Below are 18,304 nucleotides of genomic sequence, written 5' to 3'. Positions count from 1 at the left end.
GTCAGAAAACCTGCCAATCCCCTCTTCTGAGACTGAATTTCATCCGCTCATAAAAGGCCCCGCTGATCTTAAAAGCATGAAAGACAACGATCTGTCCGAAATTCACCGGACCTCTTTATTTCAACGCGAATCAACCCTTTATCATTCAGTAAATATAATTTCATTTGAACCATTACTTTTTGTTTCATTTTTCTTAATTTGCCTCCGGTTGCATCAGCGTACTTTGGAGAACGACAATCAAACCATTAATTAAATCAACCTTTAACATCTACTTTACCCTATGAGTAAGAAACAGACAACCGGGCCTGAAGCACAGATTTCTTTTATGAATGTTGAACCTTATTCACTTTTCACCGATTTCGATATCAGTCTTTTCAAATCCGGAAAACACTATCGTCTTTATGAAAAACTGGGCTCGCATGTACTTGAAAATCAAGGGGTAATCGGCACGTACTTTGCGGTTTGGGCTCCCAATGCCAATTCGGTTTCTGTAATAGGTAACTTCAACGGATGGGAAAAAGGCTCACATCCGCTCAAGCCGCGGTGGGACGGTTCGGGCATCTGGGAAGGCTGGGTTGCCAATATAGGCAACGGAGAGGTATATAAATATTTCATCAAATCAAATATCGGAGGTCAGGAACTGGAAAAAGGTGACCCTTTTGCCCTTAGATGGGAAGAGTCCCCGAAAACCGCCTCTGTCATCTGGGATACCTGGTATGAATGGACAGATTCAGACTGGCTTGGCAAACGCAAAAAGCACAATGCCCTGAATGCACCTATGTCCGTATATGAAATACATCTCGGTTCATGGAAACGTGATCCGTCTGATAATGAAAGAAGGCTGAGTTACCGCGAAATCGCGGAAACGCTTGTACCATATATCAAAGAAACCGGCTTTACGCACGTCGAGTTTATGCCGGTCATGCAGCACCCTTACGAACCCTCATGGGGATATCAGATCACCGGGTATTTTGCGGCCAGCAGCCGTTTCGGCACCCCTCAGGATTTCATGTACCTGGTAGAAGAACTGCATAAGAATGACATCGGGGTGATCCTGGACTGGGTTCCTTCTCACTACCCTGGAGATGCCCACGGACTGTACCGTTTTGACGGGTCGGCCCTTTATGAGCATGAAGATCCGAGGGAAGGCTATCACCCGGACTGGAAAAGTTACATCTTTAACTACGGCCGTTTTGAAGTACGTTCATTTCTGATCAGCAATGCCCTTTTCTGGCTTGACAGGTTCCATGTCGACGGCTTACGTGTAGATGCCGTAGCTTCGATGCTCTATCGCGATTATTCAAGAAATCATGGCGAATGGGTACCCAATGTCTTCGGAGGACGCGAAAACCTCGAAGTTATTTCCCTTTTCAAAGAATTAAATGAGGAGATTTATAAGAACTATCCTGATGTTCAGACCATTGCAGAGGAATCAACGGCATTTCCGGGGGTTTCAAGACCGGTTTATACCGGAGGTCTTGGTTTCGGCATGAAATGGATGATGGGCTGGATGAACGACACCCTTCGCTATTTTGCGAAAGACCCGATGTACAGAAGATGGCACCAGGACGACCTGACCTTCAGTACTGTTTATGCTTTTTCTGAGAACTTTATGCTGCCGCTGTCGCATGATGAAGTAGTGTACGGCAAAGGCTCTCTTCTGGACAAAATGCCAGGCGACGACTGGAAAAAATTCGCCAACCTCCGGTTGCTTTATACCTATATGTATACCCATCCCGGCACAAAACTGCTGTTTATGGGGGCCGAATTCGGTCAGAGGGCTGAGTGGAACTTCAAACAAAGCCTTGACTGGAATTTACTGGAACACGACAGCCACAGAGGCGTAAAATCGATGGTTTCAGACATCAACAGGGTTTACAGATCAGAGCCGGCCTTATCCGACAAACAATTCAGTCCTGAAGGGTTCCAGTGGCTTGATACTTCGGACCGTGAAAACTGCGTATTGTATTATACCAGGAAAGGGCTCAACAGCAAGGAAAACCTTCTGGTCCTTCTTAATCTCACGCCTTTGCCGCGTCATCAGTACAGGATTGGTGTGCCTGAAAAAGGAAGCTACCAGGAAATCTTTAACTCTGACCTGGGTCAGTACTGGGGTTCAGGGATTTCGAACCCTGTATTGCACACCTCTGATGTGCCTTGCCATGGTTTTGCTCAATCTGTAGAAGTAACCCTTCCTCCCCTGGCAGGTGTTATCCTGAAACTGGCCTGATTGTCAGATCTATATTAAAAAAGCAGGCTTTTCAGAAGCGTGCTTTTTTTGTCTTTAAAATTTTCCGTTTTCTCTCCGGCTGATCCGGAATAAACACAGGAAAACTTACGATTTTTGTGTCAACTATTTCTTATTTTATGTTATTACCTTTCTTTAACCGGGATTTTGTAGAAGCCGGGCTTGATGAAGCCGGCAGAGGCTGCCTGGCAGGCCCTGTGGTAGCAGCGGCTGTAATTTTACCACCTGGCTACGAAAACCCTGCCCTGAACGATTCCAAGCAACTTCTGAAGTCGGAAAGAAATCAACTGAGAGAAGAAATCATGAGAGACGCTATTGCCTGGGCTGTGGGCTCTGCCAGTAATCATGAGATTGACCAGATCAACATTCTGAAAGCCAGCATTCTGGCCATGCACCGGGCAGTGGAACTTCTGCACACCTGTCCTGAACATTTGCTGGTAGACGGCAACCGCTTTTACCCTTATCAGCAAATCCCGCATACCTGTATCATCAAAGGAGACACCAAATACCAGTCTATCGCCGCGGCGTCCATACTGGCCAAAACCCACAGGGATGAGTTGATGGAGCAGCTTTCTTCAGAATTTCCGGTTTATGGCTGGCAAACCAACGCAGGATACCCCACCATTTTCCACAGAAAAGCCATCAGGGAATACGGCACGACCCAACATCACAGAATGACGTTCAGGATGTTATAAATCATAGGTTATCAACCAGAATGGTTTTGATTTTATTGACAGAAACCTCAAAATTGTAGGAGTTCTGCACTTTTGCCCTGGCATTCTGACCCATTTTAAGCTGGTCTTCAGGAGAATTTTTAATAGCCAGTATCTGATCGGCAATGCGATCAATGTCCAGATAAGGAGCAAGCAGACCACAATCATCTTCTATGAATTCAGCAGCCCCTCCGGTGTTTTCAAACCCGACGATAGGCTTCGCACACAAAGAGGCCTCCAGCATCACCAGCGGAAACGGATCTTCACGCGAGCTCACCAGGAAAATATCGGAAGCATTAATGATTTCTATGGATTTATCAGTCGGAGGAATCAGCGTAACCTGCTCACCAATCCCCATTCTTTCGATATCAAAAATAATATGGTTATAAAGGTCACCTTCATTCTTGGCCCCTACCCAGACGAAATGCACACCAGGGTCATTTCTCAGCACCTGGTTGGCTATGAGAATAAAGATATCCAGTCCCTTACGCCAGTCGGCATTTCCGCAGGCAGCCACAATAAACTTGTCTTCAGGAATTTCAAAGTTCTTCCGGATTTCGGCTGAGTCAGAATTCTCACTGATTTCTGTCACCGCCCAGTTGTTCACAAAAGAATGAACGACCTCAATCTTGTCTTCATCAATGCTGTATTTATTATGAAGGTTTTCGCCTACCGCTTTTGAACAGGCAATGATCCTGCGGGAATTGGCATCCAGTTTCTCAAAATCCTCTTTTGTAGAATAAAGGCTGAGTGAATAAGACAACTCATGGATGTGAGAAATAATCGGTTTATTGATCTTTTCCCTGACTTCATCAAGCACACAGGCTGAAGCTATGGTGTTGGCATAGACAATGTCTATCGAATGTTGGTCTGCCAGCAGAGAAATTACATCCACCCACTTGCTTTCTTTTTTCAGCAAAGACGAAAATCTCCCTTTGGTATCCTCTTTCTTTTTTGAATAATAAAAAACCTCAAATTCTTCATTAAACTCAGCAGTTAACGGCCCCCAGCTGTTGACCAGGAGTAATTTAATACCAAAACCATCGGCCTTAAAATACCGCATAATATTCAGTAAAAACAGCTGAGCCCCCGCCCTGTTGGCATCGTGGCTGATAAATAATATGGTGGGTTTATTATTCAACTTAAGCGTATTGATTGATAATTTCTGAAACCTTGGTCACGACTTCCGGTTCAAGTTCCGGATGCAATGGAAGTGAAATTACTTTAAGAGAAATTTCTTCTGAGACCGGGCAGCTGGCCTGGTCGGTCAGATATGGCAATTTGTTAAGTGATGGATAAAAATACCTGCGGGGATAAATATTCTCCTTGTTCAAGGCCTCTATCACCTGCAAAGTAGTGGCTTCATCTTTCAAAACCACCGGGTAGTATGCATAGTTATATTCAAAATCCTCACTTTCAAAGCGGGGACGATACATTTTATCAAAATCAAGCTGGGCATCATACCCATTGAAAACCTGCTTCCTGCCTTCAATAATCTCACTCAGATGAGGAAGGTTAGCCAGCCCCATAGCTGCATGGAACTCAGAGTTTTTGCCGTTAATACCGACAGAAAAATACTCATCGCCCAGGTGTCCGAAACTCCTGTACAACAACATTTTTTCGTGTAGTGCCGCATCTTTTGAGATGATACAGCCGCCTTCAATCGTATGAAAGACCTTAGTAGCATGAAAACTGCAGGTAGAAACATCACCGTAATCAAGCAGCGACTTGTTCTTATATTTCACGCCAAAGGCATGGGCAGCATCATATATAACCCTGAGGTTGTATTTGTTCGCAATTTCTTCTATCCTCTCCACATCACACGGCAGTCCGTACACATGGGTAGCCATAATCGCCGTCGTTTTTTCAGTAATGGCTTCCTCTATCAGATTCACATTGATATTGGAATCTGAAGCATTGATATCCACAAAAACAGGCTGACAGTTTTCCCAGAGAATAGAAGTCGTGGTGGCACAGTAGGAAAATGGTGTGGTAATGATCTCACCTTTCAACTCCATGGCTTTGATCGCAATCTGCAGGGCGATCGTGCCGTTTCCGACAAATAACAAATTCTCAGTATTGAGATATTCTTTTAATTTGTCTTCAAGCTCCAGCAAAAGCGGCCCGTTGTTGGTAAGCCACTTATTATCCCAGATTTTTAAAAGGTATTGTTGGTATTCCTCTATAGGAGGTAAAAAAGACTGTGTTACGTTTATTCTCACTAAATATGGTTTTGAAATATTTTCTCAAATTTAGTCGAATTGAGGTATTCTTACAATGAAAACTTGAAATTAGAATTATTCAAGTTCCAATTGTGAAGATTTTATGATCAGATTCTTAGGCCTTACCGCACCAGGCCATTTGCCGTACCAATCTGTCCCTTCCCGAAAATCCTGGATATCAAATACCAGGGCATCTTCAAAGAAAAACGCAGGGGCAACACCGTCTTTCACAACCATTACCGATATATAATAGGAACCGTCATTCAGGAAATCGCCCGGAATAAGGCATTCCGATCTTACGATACCTTTCTTGAAAGTCTGCAATTCATTGGCGATATTGAAGATACACTCACCGGCCATAGAATAAAGGAACAAACTGATATTCAGATTGGCTTCTTCGTACATGTTCCAGTAATCAAAGCAGATCTTAAAAGGGGTTCTGGTGTCAAAAATCTTATTGCCAAGATCGTTCATTGAGTTAAGCTCAATGCTCTTGATCCTTATGTTATCGTTTCCGGGTGCATCTTCCGGTCTGTCCCAGGATTGCTGCAGCTGAAACTTGGCTACGTTCTTGATGTATTCATTGATTACAGAGTCCATCTCACCAAACTTGATCAGCTGACCGTTTCTCAGGTAAGCCCCGTTATTACAAAGCCCCTGTACAGCCGTCAGGTTATGACTTACGAAAATGATGGTTCTGCCGCTTCTCGACACATCCTTCATTTTCCCAATGCTTTTTTTCTGAAAATCTGCATCCCCTACAGCAAGTACCTCATCTACGACAAGTATTTCCGGTTCAAGATGGGCCGCAATCGCAAAACCAAGGCGGACATACATCCCTGAGGAGTACCTTTTAACGGGCGTATCCAGGAACTTTTCAATCCCTGCAAAATCAACGATGGCGTCGAAATGCTTCGTAATTTCGTGATTCTTCATTCCCAGAATGGCTCCGTTAAGAAAGATGTTCTCTCTTCCGGTCAGTTCCGGGTGAAAACCCGTACCCACTTCAAGCAGACTGGCCATACGGCCTCTGACCCTGATAGAACCATGGGTAGGTTCTGTAATGCGGCTTAAAACTTTAAGAAGTGTTGATTTACCGGCTCCATTAGATCCGATAAGGCCGATTCTGTCACCTTGCTGAACGTCAAAAGTGACATCCTTCAAAGCCCAGAACGTTTCGCTGGTACTTTTTTGTTTTCCGGAGAAAAAGCCACCTTCCGAAAAATCAAACATATCACGCACAGAGTTTACCTTCTGTGCATTATGTTTCAGAATATATTTTTTTGAGACATTTTCAATCTTCAGTGCTGCTGACATGAAACGGGGATTTTAGATGTGATCGACAAATGAGTTTTCGTGCTTGCGGAAAAACCTGATAGACACAAAAAAGGTAAGTAAAATAAACACCAGCATGGGTATAAAGCTGATCCAGTTGAATTTGGCGAAATCACCCAGCATAGCCCATCTCATGGCATCGATAACTCCCGTTACCGGGTTAAGAATAAAAGGATAGTAATACCATTTTCCAGCCGCCAGGTCAGTTACATAGGCTACCGGAGAAATAAAATATCCGAATTGTATGATAAAAGGTACAATCTGACCAATATCCCTGTATTTCACATTGAGTACAGCGGCCATAAGCCCCACACCAAACACTGATAAATAACACAGGACAATAAAAAGGGGTACAAATACAATCTTCCAGTCAGGGACAAAATGAAACCAGAAACACAGGCCTACAAAAAGAAGCATGGCTATCGCCATGTCTATCAAACCGAGTAATATGGTCGAAAAAGGAATGATCAGCCTGGGGAAATAGACTTTCGTCACCAGGTTTGAGTTCAGTACCATGCTTAAGCTGAGCTGCTGAAGCGACTGGGAGAAAAACAGCCAGATGATCACACCCGGCATCACCACCAGTATATAAGGAATCGGTGTATCAACTTCAAGTTTCGCAAGCTTACCAAATGCAAAACCCATGACCATAGCCGTAATCAAAGGCCTGATAATACTCCAGGCAACACCCAGAATGGTCTGCTTATATCTTACAATAACATCTCTCTTCGCCAGAATCCAGAACAATTCCCTGGCCTCCCAAATCTCCTTCCAATAGTCTTTCGATGACCTTCCGGATCCAATTACTTTTTCCTTCTCAGCTTCTAACATCAAAATTTTCCTTAATTTAATCGTTCATTACTTCTCTGTAGTAGTTCTTAATCACCACGTAAACTATGGCGAGTAACAACCCTACCAAACTTCCCAGTTTATCCTTAAGACCGGCCTCAACGCCTGTAAACAAAGGCAGTCTGATCGGCTCGACGATCGTAAAGATAGGAGTTTGCTCTAAAACCACGCGATGTAAGTTTTCCACAGTGGCGAGCTGAGTAAGATATTGTTGTGAATAATATGAGTTATTTCTATTTACCTGTTGCTGTTGCAATGCCCCGTTAGGGTCTACAACATTAGGATTGTCAAACGCCAGTCTTGATAATTTCCTGTCAGAACTCTGCATCAGGCCTCTCAGACTATCCAGTCGTGCTTCCTGGATCGCCAGCATTTGTCTTGATTTTTTTGTTTTTGATTCCCTGTAAAAATCTTCGGTAGCACTCAGCAAAGTTTCTACCCATACCTTGGTCAGTTTTTCATTGGTTGTAGTAGTAAACACCTCAATGAAAGATGACTTTTCTACAGGCTTGATCTCAGACATCCCTACAATTTTATTGTATACATCCAGGATAATCTCGTTTTCTCTCGGGGTAAAATCCTCAGGCCTTTTCTTTGTAAACTCGTAGTCGGCGTATGGTGAAGCATCTTTGAAGACTGTAGCAGCCCACTCATTGGTTTTGATGTCGCTGCTGTCTATGAAATAATTGATAAAGAGCATTTTCTTGCCATCCACTTCGACTTCTTTCATGAAAGCCATTTCGTGTACTGCACGTGATTTGATGATCAAGGGGAAGTTCGTCCTGCTGAACAGGTCTCCTCCCACTGAAGTCATTCCCGGTAAACCGAGCTGGGACGCAAATCCTCCCAACTGACCACCGCCACCACCTTCAGCACCCAGCTCAAGGTTAAAAGTCATCCTGGCAATAAAGGTCTGTGCTTTTTTAACCGTTACTCTTTCGACCAACTCAAAAGTAAAACCTAACAATAAACCTATAAGAAGTATCCTCCAGTTTCTGCCTAATAAATCAAAAAATTTAAATATACCCTTTAAAAAATCTTTTGTAGAAACCTGTGTTTCAATTTCTTTACTGCTGTTTTCCATTTAACTGTTATCTTTTTGAAAGTTGTAAAATCCCAACAATGGTAACAATAGTGGCTAACGTAGAGCTGATCGTTGTAACCAAAGTCGAAAGTTGAGAAAGTTGCTGCTGGGCATTTTGCGACTTAGCCGGAATAATGATCTCTGAGCCTGGTTCAATTTTAGGATAAATATTCACAAAAAGGAATCTTCTGGTCCTGTCGATTGAGCCGTTAGGATACAATACAAATGACTTGTTTTTCAATGACCTGCGGGTGTACCCACCGGATTTTGAGATATAATCAATGAATTTAAACCCTGGTAAAAACTTGACGGTGGTAGGATATAAAACCTCGCCCTGGATTCTCACGGTCTGAAGTCTTTTAGGAATGCTGATCACATCACCATCACGAAGGATAATATCATCAATAGAATTCGGGTTCTTCATGATCTTTTCAAGGTCAATCCCGATAGACTCTTCTTTGATCTGAGCTGTAGGAGCAGTATCGGTCATAGGAGCGATGGTAGCGATATCTTCAATGAGTTCCTGTCTTTGCTGGATTTCATAGTCGCTCAGTTGTACCTTTCTTAGCAAAGTGGCTCCTGAAGTGTAAGCAATCGCTGTCAGGCCTCCTGCTCTTTCAATAAGATTGGAAATCTTCTCATCTTTGTTTTTAATCCCGTAAATGCCCGGATAAATCACTTCACCCTGTAGTGTTACATAAGTCTGCTTCTCATAATTTGGTGATGTTCTTACAAAGATCTCATCAAAAGGGAGCAAAGTAAAATTAGAGAGTTTGGCCTCAACACTAAAATCCGCATTGATATTGAACTCAAAAATATCAGCTACCTGGGCATTGGCCTGCGTAGGGTCAACATTACGTTTTCTTCTCACCACCTCTATTCTTGAAAGCGAGGCCGCTTCAGTAAGTCCCCCTACCCTGACAATGACATCTTCAATAGTCATGTTCTTGATATACGGAATTTCCACGCCGGCTTCAGCATCAGGGTTATTAATGGCCCCCTGGATTCGGACGGTTGAGACCTCTGTAAGATCAAAAATAGAAGGGATAATAATACGGTCCTCTCTTTTCAGCTCTAAATTCGGGCTTTTCCCGGTTTTGATGTTGTCAAGACTGACAGAAAGGTTTCCTACAGAAAGGTCCTCGTTAGTTCTGATGATGATGATCCTTCCTGAAAGGGCATCGCCTCTTAGTCCTTCTGCATTTTTTATAAGTGATAACAGATCCTGATTAGAGTCAAGGGAATATTCTCCCGGCCTGAAAACAGCCCCTTCGATAGACACGAGGTTTTCAAACCGGTCAAGAAGTTTTTCAACCACAACAGAGTCACCGCTTTGAATCAGGAAAGATTTGAAATTGCGGTTTTCAATATCAAGGATCTTTCTTTCTTTGGTTGTATTTCTGTAAACTTTTATCCTGTCTGTATAAGCATACTGATCAAACCCGCCTGCAAAATTAAGGGTTTGCTCAAGGCTTTCGGTAGGTAAAACCTCAAAAAGGCCTTTTCTTTTAAGGTTGCCTTCTGCAGCAACCCTGGATACGAACGGCGGCACCTGGATAATGTCCTGGTCACGCAACAAAACGTTATCTTTTGAATGACCTTTAACAATTATATCATACAAATCGAGGGTACTTATCACCCTGTTTCCCCTAATTATTTTAATGTTACGGTAAGAACCGATTTCGTTAGGACCACCACAGGCATAAAGGGCGTTCAGAACAGAAGTTAATGAGGTTACGGTGTAGGTTCCCGGAGCAATGACTTCACCGGTGATGTTGACTTTGATGGCTCTGACACTTGCCAGTGATATTTTAAGGAAAGTATTCTGCGGAAATCCGTCGGTTCCTTTCAAACCAAGGAAAATCTTTGAGAAAGCGTTCTTAATTTTAGCTTCTGCCTCTTCGATGGTCAGACCGGAAACTTTGACAAGTCCCGCTTTATATAAGGTAACATATCCGTCCGGATTAACTGTTACATCCTGGGTGTACTGCGAATATCCGTAGATATCCAGGACAAGTTTATCGTTAGCCCCCAATACATAATTATTCGGAGTAGGAATGTTGAGCGTAGCATTCGGATCAAATTTAACGTTAGAGAACAAGGTATAGCCGAATATTCTCTTACGGATACTGCTTTTTCTCAGGTCTTCTGCCAGTTCGGCTTCTTTAGCCATCCTGATTGAATCTTCTTTTGTGATCGCCCTGATTTCTCCCTGGGTCAGACCGGCTGTCCTGGTTGTGTTGATGTCCACACCCGGAACTCTGTTTACTTTTGGTTCTGTGTTAATTCCGGTTGGTACTGCTGCTGCATTGTTTTTGTTAACAGGCGTTTGCTGTTTGGGGGTGTTGTCCGTATTTTCTTTTTCTTTCTGGGTTGTCCCTCCTGTCGGGGTCGTTGTAGGTGTGGTTTGAGAAAAAGAGAAAGTAAAAACGAAATTAATTAATATTATTGTAAGGAGAATTTTCTGTATTCGCCCTGAATTCCTAAATTTGGAAAAATTCATAAATGAAAAATATTTGTTAGTTTTTACAAGTGTTTTATTATTGGTTCTCATTTTTTTACAAAGTAACGGAAGTTTTTTCATTTAATTTCTTTTAGGATTTATTTTCTATCCAAAAGAACTTTGTAATGCAAAGTAAGTAAATAGTTATTGTTTTTCATAATTTTTTCAATTTTTTACAAGGAGGATTTTCTAAAATGGCAGATGAAAGTGCAATCAGGTATGATGAAGACAGTATAAAATCTTTGGATTGGAAAGAACATATCAGGCTTAGGCCGGGTATGTACATCGGTAAATTGGGAGACGGTACCTCTCCTGACGATGGGATTTACGTACTGTTAAAAGAGGTTTTGGATAATTGCATTGACGAATTTGCAATGGGACATGGTAAGTCTATCGAGATTTCCATGGACGAGGGGGTCGTCACCATCCGTGACTATGGCCGCGGAATTCCGCTCGGAAAGCTCGTGGACGTGGTTTCAAAGATAAATACTGGGGCAAAATATGATAGCAAGGCCTTCCAGAAGTCGGTCGGACTAAATGGTGTCGGTACAAAAGCAGTCAACGCCCTGTCTTCCTATTTTAAGGTCCAGTCGTTTAGAGAAGGCGAGTCCAGATGGGCTGAATTCAATAAAGGTGAGCTGACCGCACAATCAGAAACTGAAAAAACAAACGAGAAGAACGGTACCCTCGTCATTTTTGAACCTGACAATACGGTTTTCAAAAACTACCACTATATTCCTCAGTATGTCGAAAACATGATCTGGAATTACTGTTACCTGAATGCCGGACTTACCCTGAATTTCAATAAAAAGAAATTTATCTCTCAAAACGGACTTCTGGACCTTCTGCAAAGAAAAACCGACGAAGAAAGCCTGAGATACCGTATCATCCATCTGAAAGGCTATGACATTGAGCTGGCCATGTCACATGGTAACCAATACGGCGAAGAATATTATTCTTTTGTGAATGGTCAGAATACGACACAGGGGGGTACTCACCTTTCGGCTTTTAAAGAAGCCATCGTAAAGACAGTGAGAGATCACTTCGGAAAGGACTATGCCCCGGAAGATATCAGGCAGTCGGTCATCGGAGCCATTTCTGTCAGGATACAGGAACCTGTTTTCGAATCCCAGACCAAAACCAAGCTGGGTTCCGTCACTATTTCTCCTGAGGATAACTCAACAACGGTCAGAACATTTGTCAATGACTTTGTCAAAGAACACCTGGATAATTTCCTGCACATGCACCCGGACATCAAGGACGCCATTAAAAAGCGTATCGAGCAGTCGGAAAGGGAAAGGAAAGAACTGGCCGGAGTCAAAAAACTGGCCAACGAAAGGGCAAAAAAAGCCAATCTTCATAATAAAAAACTGAGAGACTGCCGTTTTCATCTCGGCGACGAAAAGTTCGAAGACAGGCTGGAGACCATGCTGTTCATTACAGAAGGAGACTCTGCCAGCGGGTCCATCACCAAAGCCCGCAGCCCGGAAACACAGGCGGTTTTCAGCTTAAGAGGTAAACCGCTGAACTGTTTCGGACTAAGCAAAAAAGTGGTTTATGAAAACGAAGAATTCAACCTCCTTCAGCACGCCCTTGATATCGAAAACGGAATCGAAGGACTGAGATTCAACCACATCATTATTGCCACTGATGCGGATGTTGACGGTTCCCACATCCGTTTACTCCTGCTTACCTTCTTCCTGCAGTTTTTCCCGGACGTCGTCAGGGAGGGACACCTTTTCATTCTTCAGACCCCGCTTTTCAGGGTCAGGAATAAAAAAGAGACCATTTATTGCTATTCTGATGAGGAAAAAAGGAATGCCATCACCAAACTGGGCGGAAAACCGGAAATAACGCGATTTAAAGGACTGGGAGAAATTTCTCCTCACGAGTTTGAGAACTTTATCGGGAAAGATATCCGTCTTGACCCTGTAATTTTGGAAAAAGAGTCGTCTATTCCGAAAATCCTTACCTATTATATGGGTAAAAACACGATGGAGCGACAGCTGTTTATCATCGACAACCTCATCATTGAAAAAGACATCGTCAGTGAACCTGTGGTGCTGGAAGATTAACAAATTCCGGATTATGGTTTTTTATTTTTGTTAAATTCTGGATATTTGCCGGAATATTAATTCCCGTTAAACATAAAAAAAGTGACTTTAGAAGAAGTTAGAATTGAAATAGATAAAATTGACGACCAGTTGCTTTCGCTGATCAACCAGAGAATGACCTGGGTTCAAACCGTAGGGGAAATCAAAAAACAGTCAAAAGCAGTTATTTACCGCCCGGAAAGGGAAAAACAAATCCTGGACAGGATGCAAGCCCAAAACCACGGCCCTTTAAACCGTCAGGCCATTGAAGCCATTTACCTGGAAATATTCGCGGCGGCCAGGAATATCGAACTGCCGGAAAGGATCGCTTTTCTGGGTCCTGAAGGAAGTTTTACCCACCAGGCTGCAGAAAGCCGTTTCGGGGCTGTCAGTGAATACATGACTTTACCGACCATCAAATCGGTCTTTGAAGCAGTTGACACCAGTCGTGCCAAGTTTGGGGTCATTCCGATTGAGAACAACCAGGAGGGGATTGTATACGAGACCGTCGATTTACTCAACGAAATGAATGTCAATATCGCTGCGGAGTTGAAAATACCGGTTCATTTCACGTTGGCTACAGAAGCAGAAAATCCTTCTAAGATCAAAAGGATCTATTCTAAAGACATCGCCTTCCGCCAATGCCGCGGATTTCTTAATAAGTATTTTGAACAAACCCAACCGGAGGAAATCCAGGTGGAATCAACTTCCAAGGCTGCAAAACTGGCTTCAGAAGATCCTGAGGCAGCAGCCATCTGCAGTGAGATTGCAGCCAAGTTGTTCAGAATTCCTATTTTGTTCAATAACATCGAAGACAACAGCAACAACAGAACGCGTTTCTTTATACTTTCGAAAAACTTCGAGAATCAGCCCTCAGGCAATGACAAGACCACGATCATAGCCAGGCTTCCGGATACGGATAAGCCGGGTATTCTTGCGGGTTTTCTGCAGGATTTTAAAAAGGTGGGCATTAACCTGACCAAAATTGAAAGCAGGCCTTTCAAAGGAGATGAAGACTTTAACTTCTGGTTCTTTATTGAACTTCTGGGTTATCATAAAGATGAAAACTTCCAGAAGATCATTAAAAAACACCGTGATTATATTAAGGTATTGGGAAGCTACGTCAGAAACGCTTAGTTTTTGGCGTCAGCTCCGTAATTCTTGTTATCGTAGAATTGACCGGTCTTCGTTTTCAGCAATTGTCCTTTCTTATAATCAACCCTGATGATCTCATACTTTTCGTTAGGAACAAGTTGGGTACTCAGGTTTGATTTCACCACTCCGGAATAATATTTCCCTGATGTCAGAAAATTCAGAAAACCATTCTTAAGGTGAAAACCGGGAATGATAAAACTGTGTTTCTCATTCTCAAAAAGATAATATATTCCCGATTCATTGTCCAATGTCCACGGATCCTGCTCGGTGTCCACTATCCCCAGGGCAAAGCCATCAAAACTCGTCTGCACAGGAGCTATCTTATTGGAATAAACAGCAGTATTTAACCTGTCAAGGCCACTTTCAGGGAAAAAATACATTTTCTCATCATAGGGTTTGTCCAGCAGGTGATTCAGGTTTTTCGTGTGTTCAGAACTGAAATACTGATTCGTCCACATCCTGTTTTTCTCCCAGTTTATACCGTCAGTAATGCCCAGCTTCCGTTTCTGGATGGCCAGGTCCCAGTTGTTATAATAACTCAGGAACAGATAAGAAATGCCTATCAGGGTGAAAACATTGAACAAAACTTTTTTGCCCTTTGCAGAAGCATGATAGACCATGTACATGTAAACCACAGCCACCATAAGTGCTGAGTTAATAGTGTACCGGCTCATGATCGGGAACCCCGTGCGGTGTGCAGCCAGAATAACGCCAGTAAACAAGAAAAAGAAGATACAAGCCAATACGAACAATTCCAGACGGGATTGACCCAGTTTTTTCAGCTGTGCGTCTATCTGACGCAGATTGAACTTAAGTGGATTTTTAAGAAAGAAAACATAAATAAACCAGCCTGAGATCAAAAAGCCCAGAACGGTCGGGAATATTTTCTTGAGAGACGAATTCAGCAATGTTGTCGACATCTCAACATAAGTCAGACCGAAAGAGCCGAGGAATTCAAAAAAGTAAAAGAAAGACTCAACAGGACGCTCCAGCGGCGAAGAGCTCGCATTCCAGTCCGGTTTTTTATAATGGTAAAAATAAGAAAGTATAGCCAATGTTGAGAAAATCACCCAAAGAATGAAATGCTTTCTGGGAGCAGTCAGGAAGATAATAATAGCACAGATGATGAACACAAAAACACCGTTTCCATGGGTATAAAAGGCCAGTGCAGAAAGGAAGAAGGCCAGAGGGTATGAAAACTTATTCTTGTAAATGACAAGGTAAAAAGCCAGAAACGCATAAAATATTACTGAAAAGTTCTGAAAAGGAACCATCAGCGACTGCAGACTCTCAAAATACTGAGGCTGAAACAAAAAGAAAAGCGGCGGGATCAGAAAGAACAAAGACACTTTCTCGTTCTGAAATACCTTGATAAATATCCAGAATATGCCTATCAGGTTCAGAAACCCGAGCAAAGCCATAAAACGCATGTCAAAATTGCCTTTGATCAGGTAAACCAGCCACATGAAAAGGCGGTCGTTGGCAATCCGGTGCTCATTGTTCTGAGAAAAAAGAGCCACCAGCTTATCATAAAGGGGAATATCCGACAGCATATCATATACCGGCAGGATAATCCCATGAAAATCATCCCAGAAAGGAACATTGACAAGAATCAGCGATTGGAAATACCATAATGCCCCGATGATTATCGCAGACAAAATGAAAAAAAAACTCTTCTTGTAAATAGTATCAGTCAGCATGATTTAATCTTTTTTTTACTTCGTTACAGTCCGTTTCGATTTGTTGAATCAGGTCTTTGATGGAATCGAACTTTTGTTCATCTCTGATAAAAAACAACAATTCCACCTCAAGGTTTTCACCATAAATATCGTCATCAAAATCAAAGATATGAACTTCCTGTGTTCTGCCAACCCCGTCAACGGTGGGCCGGTTACCGATATTCATGATTCCCTGGTAGTCACGGCCTCTCAAATGGGTTTTAACCCCATAAACACCGTTCTTGGGCAATAACTTATAATTCTTCGACAATTGTACGTTGGCAGTAGGAAAACCGATGGTTCTTCCCAGTTGGCGGCCTTTTACCACCACCCCCGAAAACGAATAATTACGTCCCAGCAATTCATTCGCCGCCTCAATCTCTCCATCTGCCACAGCATTTCTGACTTTGGTAGAACTGATGGTAATATTCTCAATTTCCTGGCGGGGAATTTCCTCGATCTGGATTTTAAAACGGTTCGAATTCTTCACCAAGTAATCCATCCCCCCTTCCCTGTTCTTTCCGAATCTGTGGTCGTAGCCAATCACCAGAATCTTGGTACCGATCCCGTTGATCAGAATATCTTCGATGTATTGCTCAGAACTCAGCTCCGAAAACTCGCGGGTAAACGGCAGGATCAGCAAATGATTGATGCCCATACCCTCAAGCAAGGCTATTTTTTCATCTATGGTATTGAGCAGCTTAAAATCTTCAGCGTTCGGAGAAATCACCAGCCTCGGATGTGGCCAGAAAGTAATCACCACGGTCTCGCAATGATTAGCCTGAGCTATTTCATTCAGCCTGTTGATGATCTTCTGATGGCCCAGATGGACACCATCGAAAGTGCCGCTGGTTACAGCAGCATTACCCAAAGGTTTAAAGTCGGAAATTTTATAATAAACTTTCACTGTCTTTCAATTCGTTAACAAAGTCTTCTACAGATTTAGCTTCTGTAACAAGAAAATCACCGATTTTGGTTCTTCTCAGGCTACTTAAGTGTGCTCCCGATCCAAGAGCAGTCCCAAAATCATAGGCCAGGGAGCGGATGTAGGTTCCTTTGGAGCATACTACCCTGAAGTCTACTTCAGGCAACGCCACCCTTGTAATTTCAAATTCGTAAATGGTGGTTTTCCTGGAGGCTATTTCCACTTCAGTGCCTTTTCTGGCGTGTTCGTAAAGCCTCACGCCATCTTTCTTGATCGCAGAAAACACAGGAGGTTTCTGATCTATTTCCCCCATAAATTGCCGGGTGGTATCAAGTATCAGTTCTTCCTTGATATGGTCAACCGGGAAAACCTGGTCAACTTCAGTTTCAAGATCATATGAAGGCGTTGTGGCTCCGATCGTAAAGGTACCGGTATATTCCTTCGGCATTCCCTGAAGCTCTTCTATCCTCTTCGTGAATTTACCTGTGCATACTATCAATAAGCCCGTGGCAAGAGGATCAAGCGTTCCGGCGTGACCGATTTTCAGTTTATTAAGTCCTTTGTATTTCTTAAGACTCCATTTAAGCTTATTAACCAGTTGAAATGAAGACCAGGTCAATGGTTTGTCGAGCAGTAAAACCTGCCCTTCCAGATATTCCTCGGCTGTCATTAAATGATGGTTAGCTTTTGCACAAAGAAGTGAATCAGAAGAATGGCGATGCCGGCAATGATTCTATAGTATCCGAATATCCTGAAACCATTCCTGTTAAGATAACCGATAAAGGTCTTAATGGCGAGCATGGCTACTAAAAAGGCCACTACATTACCAATAATCAGTATATTCACTTCTTCAGAAGACAAAACAAGGCCGGCTTTATAGTAATCATATACTTTTTTCGCCGTAGCTCCCAGCATGGTCGGAACAGCCAGGAAGAAAGAAAACTCGGCGGCGGTTGTCCTTGATAAATTCTGAGACATCCCCCCCACTATACTGGCACCGCTCCTGGATACCCCCGGAATCATAGCCAGACATTGGAAAAAGCCGATTTTCAAAGCCGTAAGGTATGAAATCTCCGTTTCTTTAGAATCTTTAAACCAGTCGTCTACTTTCAGCAGCAACAAACCTCCCAAAACAAGAGAGATAGCCACCGTTACCGGGTTTTCAAGCAAAGCATCGATATAATCGCTTAACAATAAACCTAAAACGACCGCCGGAACAAAAGCCACAATCAGCTTGAAATAAAAATCCAGGGTCTGAAAGAAACGCTTGAAGTACAAAATAACAACAGAAAGAATGGCTCCTAACTGGATTACAATCGTAAAGAGTTTCGTGAAGTCATCATGGGCAATTCCGAAGAAAGATGAAGCGATGATCATATGTCCTGTAGACGATACAGGTAAAAACTCGGTTAAGCCCTCAATGATGGCCAGAATAATAGCTTGAACTATGTTCATATGT

General features: G+C 42.8%; 14 protein-coding genes. 4 read left to right on the top strand and 10 right to left on the bottom strand.

Annotated features, from left to right (window positions below):
- Positions 1 to 280: 280 nt before the first annotated feature.
- Positions 281 to 2,230, top strand: a complete 1,950-nt coding sequence (gene glgB / locus GVN16_RS17260; protein ID WP_166565178.1) for a 1,4-alpha-glucan branching protein GlgB — start codon at positions 281 to 283, stop codon at positions 2,228 to 2,230.
- A 137-nt stretch (positions 2,231 to 2,367) separates the two neighbouring features.
- On the top strand, positions 2,368 to 2,943 hold the full coding sequence (locus tag GVN16_RS17255; RefSeq protein ID WP_166565177.1) for a ribonuclease HII: 576 nt from the start codon (positions 2,368 to 2,370) through the stop codon (positions 2,941 to 2,943).
- A 1-nt stretch (position 2,944) separates the two neighbouring features.
- Here the strand turns inward: GVN16_RS17255 and GVN16_RS17250 are convergent, their stop codons facing one another.
- From GVN16_RS17250 to GVN16_RS17225, 6 genes are all read right to left on the bottom strand, one after another.
- Positions 2,945 to 4,102, bottom strand: coding sequence for a glycosyltransferase family 4 protein (locus GVN16_RS17250; protein WP_166565176.1), 1,158 nt, complete (start codon positions 4,100 to 4,102; stop codon positions 2,945 to 2,947).
- A 1-nt stretch (position 4,103) separates the two neighbouring features.
- Positions 4,104 to 5,183, bottom strand: a complete 1,080-nt coding sequence (locus GVN16_RS17245; RefSeq protein ID WP_166565175.1) for a DegT/DnrJ/EryC1/StrS aminotransferase family protein — start codon at positions 5,181 to 5,183, stop codon at positions 4,104 to 4,106.
- Positions 5,184 to 5,258: 75 nt separating this feature from the next.
- Entirely contained in the window at positions 5,259 to 6,500 is a 1,242-nt protein-coding gene (locus GVN16_RS17240; RefSeq protein ID WP_166565174.1) for an ABC transporter ATP-binding protein, read from the bottom strand.
- A 12-nt stretch (positions 6,501 to 6,512) separates the two neighbouring features.
- Complete coding sequence (locus tag GVN16_RS17235) at positions 6,513 to 7,349, bottom strand: ABC transporter permease (RefSeq protein ID WP_166565173.1); 837 nt, start codon at positions 7,347 to 7,349, stop codon at positions 6,513 to 6,515.
- Positions 7,350 to 7,365: 16 nt separating this feature from the next.
- Positions 7,366 to 8,451, bottom strand: a complete 1,086-nt coding sequence (locus GVN16_RS17230; RefSeq protein WP_166565172.1) for a hypothetical protein — start codon at positions 8,449 to 8,451, stop codon at positions 7,366 to 7,368.
- 7 nt (positions 8,452 to 8,458) lie between these two features.
- Complete coding sequence (locus tag GVN16_RS17225; protein WP_166565171.1) at positions 8,459 to 10,954, bottom strand: SLBB domain-containing protein; 2,496 nt, start codon at positions 10,952 to 10,954, stop codon at positions 8,459 to 8,461.
- A 194-nt stretch (positions 10,955 to 11,148) separates the two neighbouring features.
- Between GVN16_RS17225 and GVN16_RS17220 the strand changes: the two genes are divergently transcribed.
- Both GVN16_RS17220 and pheA read left to right on the top strand, forming a co-directional pair.
- Positions 11,149 to 13,029 (top strand): DNA topoisomerase IV subunit B, encoded by a 1,881-nt coding sequence (locus tag GVN16_RS17220; protein WP_166565170.1) that lies wholly within the window; start codon positions 11,149 to 11,151, stop codon positions 13,027 to 13,029.
- A gap of 81 nt (positions 13,030 to 13,110) precedes the next feature.
- Positions 13,111 to 14,184, top strand: coding sequence for a prephenate dehydratase (gene pheA, locus GVN16_RS17215; RefSeq protein WP_166565169.1), 1,074 nt, complete (start codon positions 13,111 to 13,113; stop codon positions 14,182 to 14,184).
- Here the strand turns inward: pheA and GVN16_RS17210 are convergent.
- The 4 genes from GVN16_RS17210 to GVN16_RS17195 are packed head-to-tail and all read right to left on the bottom strand — an operon-like array spanning position 14,181 to position 18,300.
- Positions 14,181 to 15,902: a hypothetical protein gene (locus GVN16_RS17210; RefSeq protein ID WP_166565168.1), complete on the bottom strand. Its 1,722-nt coding sequence runs from the start codon at positions 15,900 to 15,902 to the stop codon at positions 14,181 to 14,183. The two genes, pheA and GVN16_RS17210, sit on opposite strands and share 4 nt — an antisense overlap.
- Positions 15,892 to 16,827, bottom strand: a complete 936-nt coding sequence (locus GVN16_RS17205) for a bifunctional riboflavin kinase/FAD synthetase (protein WP_166565167.1) — start codon at positions 16,825 to 16,827, stop codon at positions 15,892 to 15,894. Before GVN16_RS17205 ends, GVN16_RS17210 begins: the two co-directional genes overlap by 11 nt.
- Positions 16,811 to 17,515 (bottom strand): tRNA pseudouridine(55) synthase TruB, encoded by a 705-nt coding sequence (gene truB / locus GVN16_RS17200; RefSeq protein WP_166565166.1) that lies wholly within the window; start codon positions 17,513 to 17,515, stop codon positions 16,811 to 16,813. Before truB ends, GVN16_RS17205 begins: the two co-directional genes overlap by 17 nt.
- Positions 17,515 to 18,300: an undecaprenyl-diphosphate phosphatase gene (locus GVN16_RS17195; RefSeq protein ID WP_166565165.1), complete on the bottom strand. Its 786-nt coding sequence runs from the start codon at positions 18,298 to 18,300 to the stop codon at positions 17,515 to 17,517. Before GVN16_RS17195 ends, truB begins: the two co-directional genes overlap by 1 nt.
- Positions 18,301 to 18,304: the final 4 nt, after the last annotated feature.

Origin of the sequence: Emticicia sp. CRIBPO (assembly GCF_009905725.1) — a bacterium.
Classification (GTDB): Bacteria; Bacteroidota; Bacteroidia; order Cytophagales; family Spirosomataceae; genus Leadbetterella.
The sequence above is the reverse complement of the archived record's forward strand: the minus strand, read 5'-3'. Positions and strand labels throughout refer to the sequence as shown.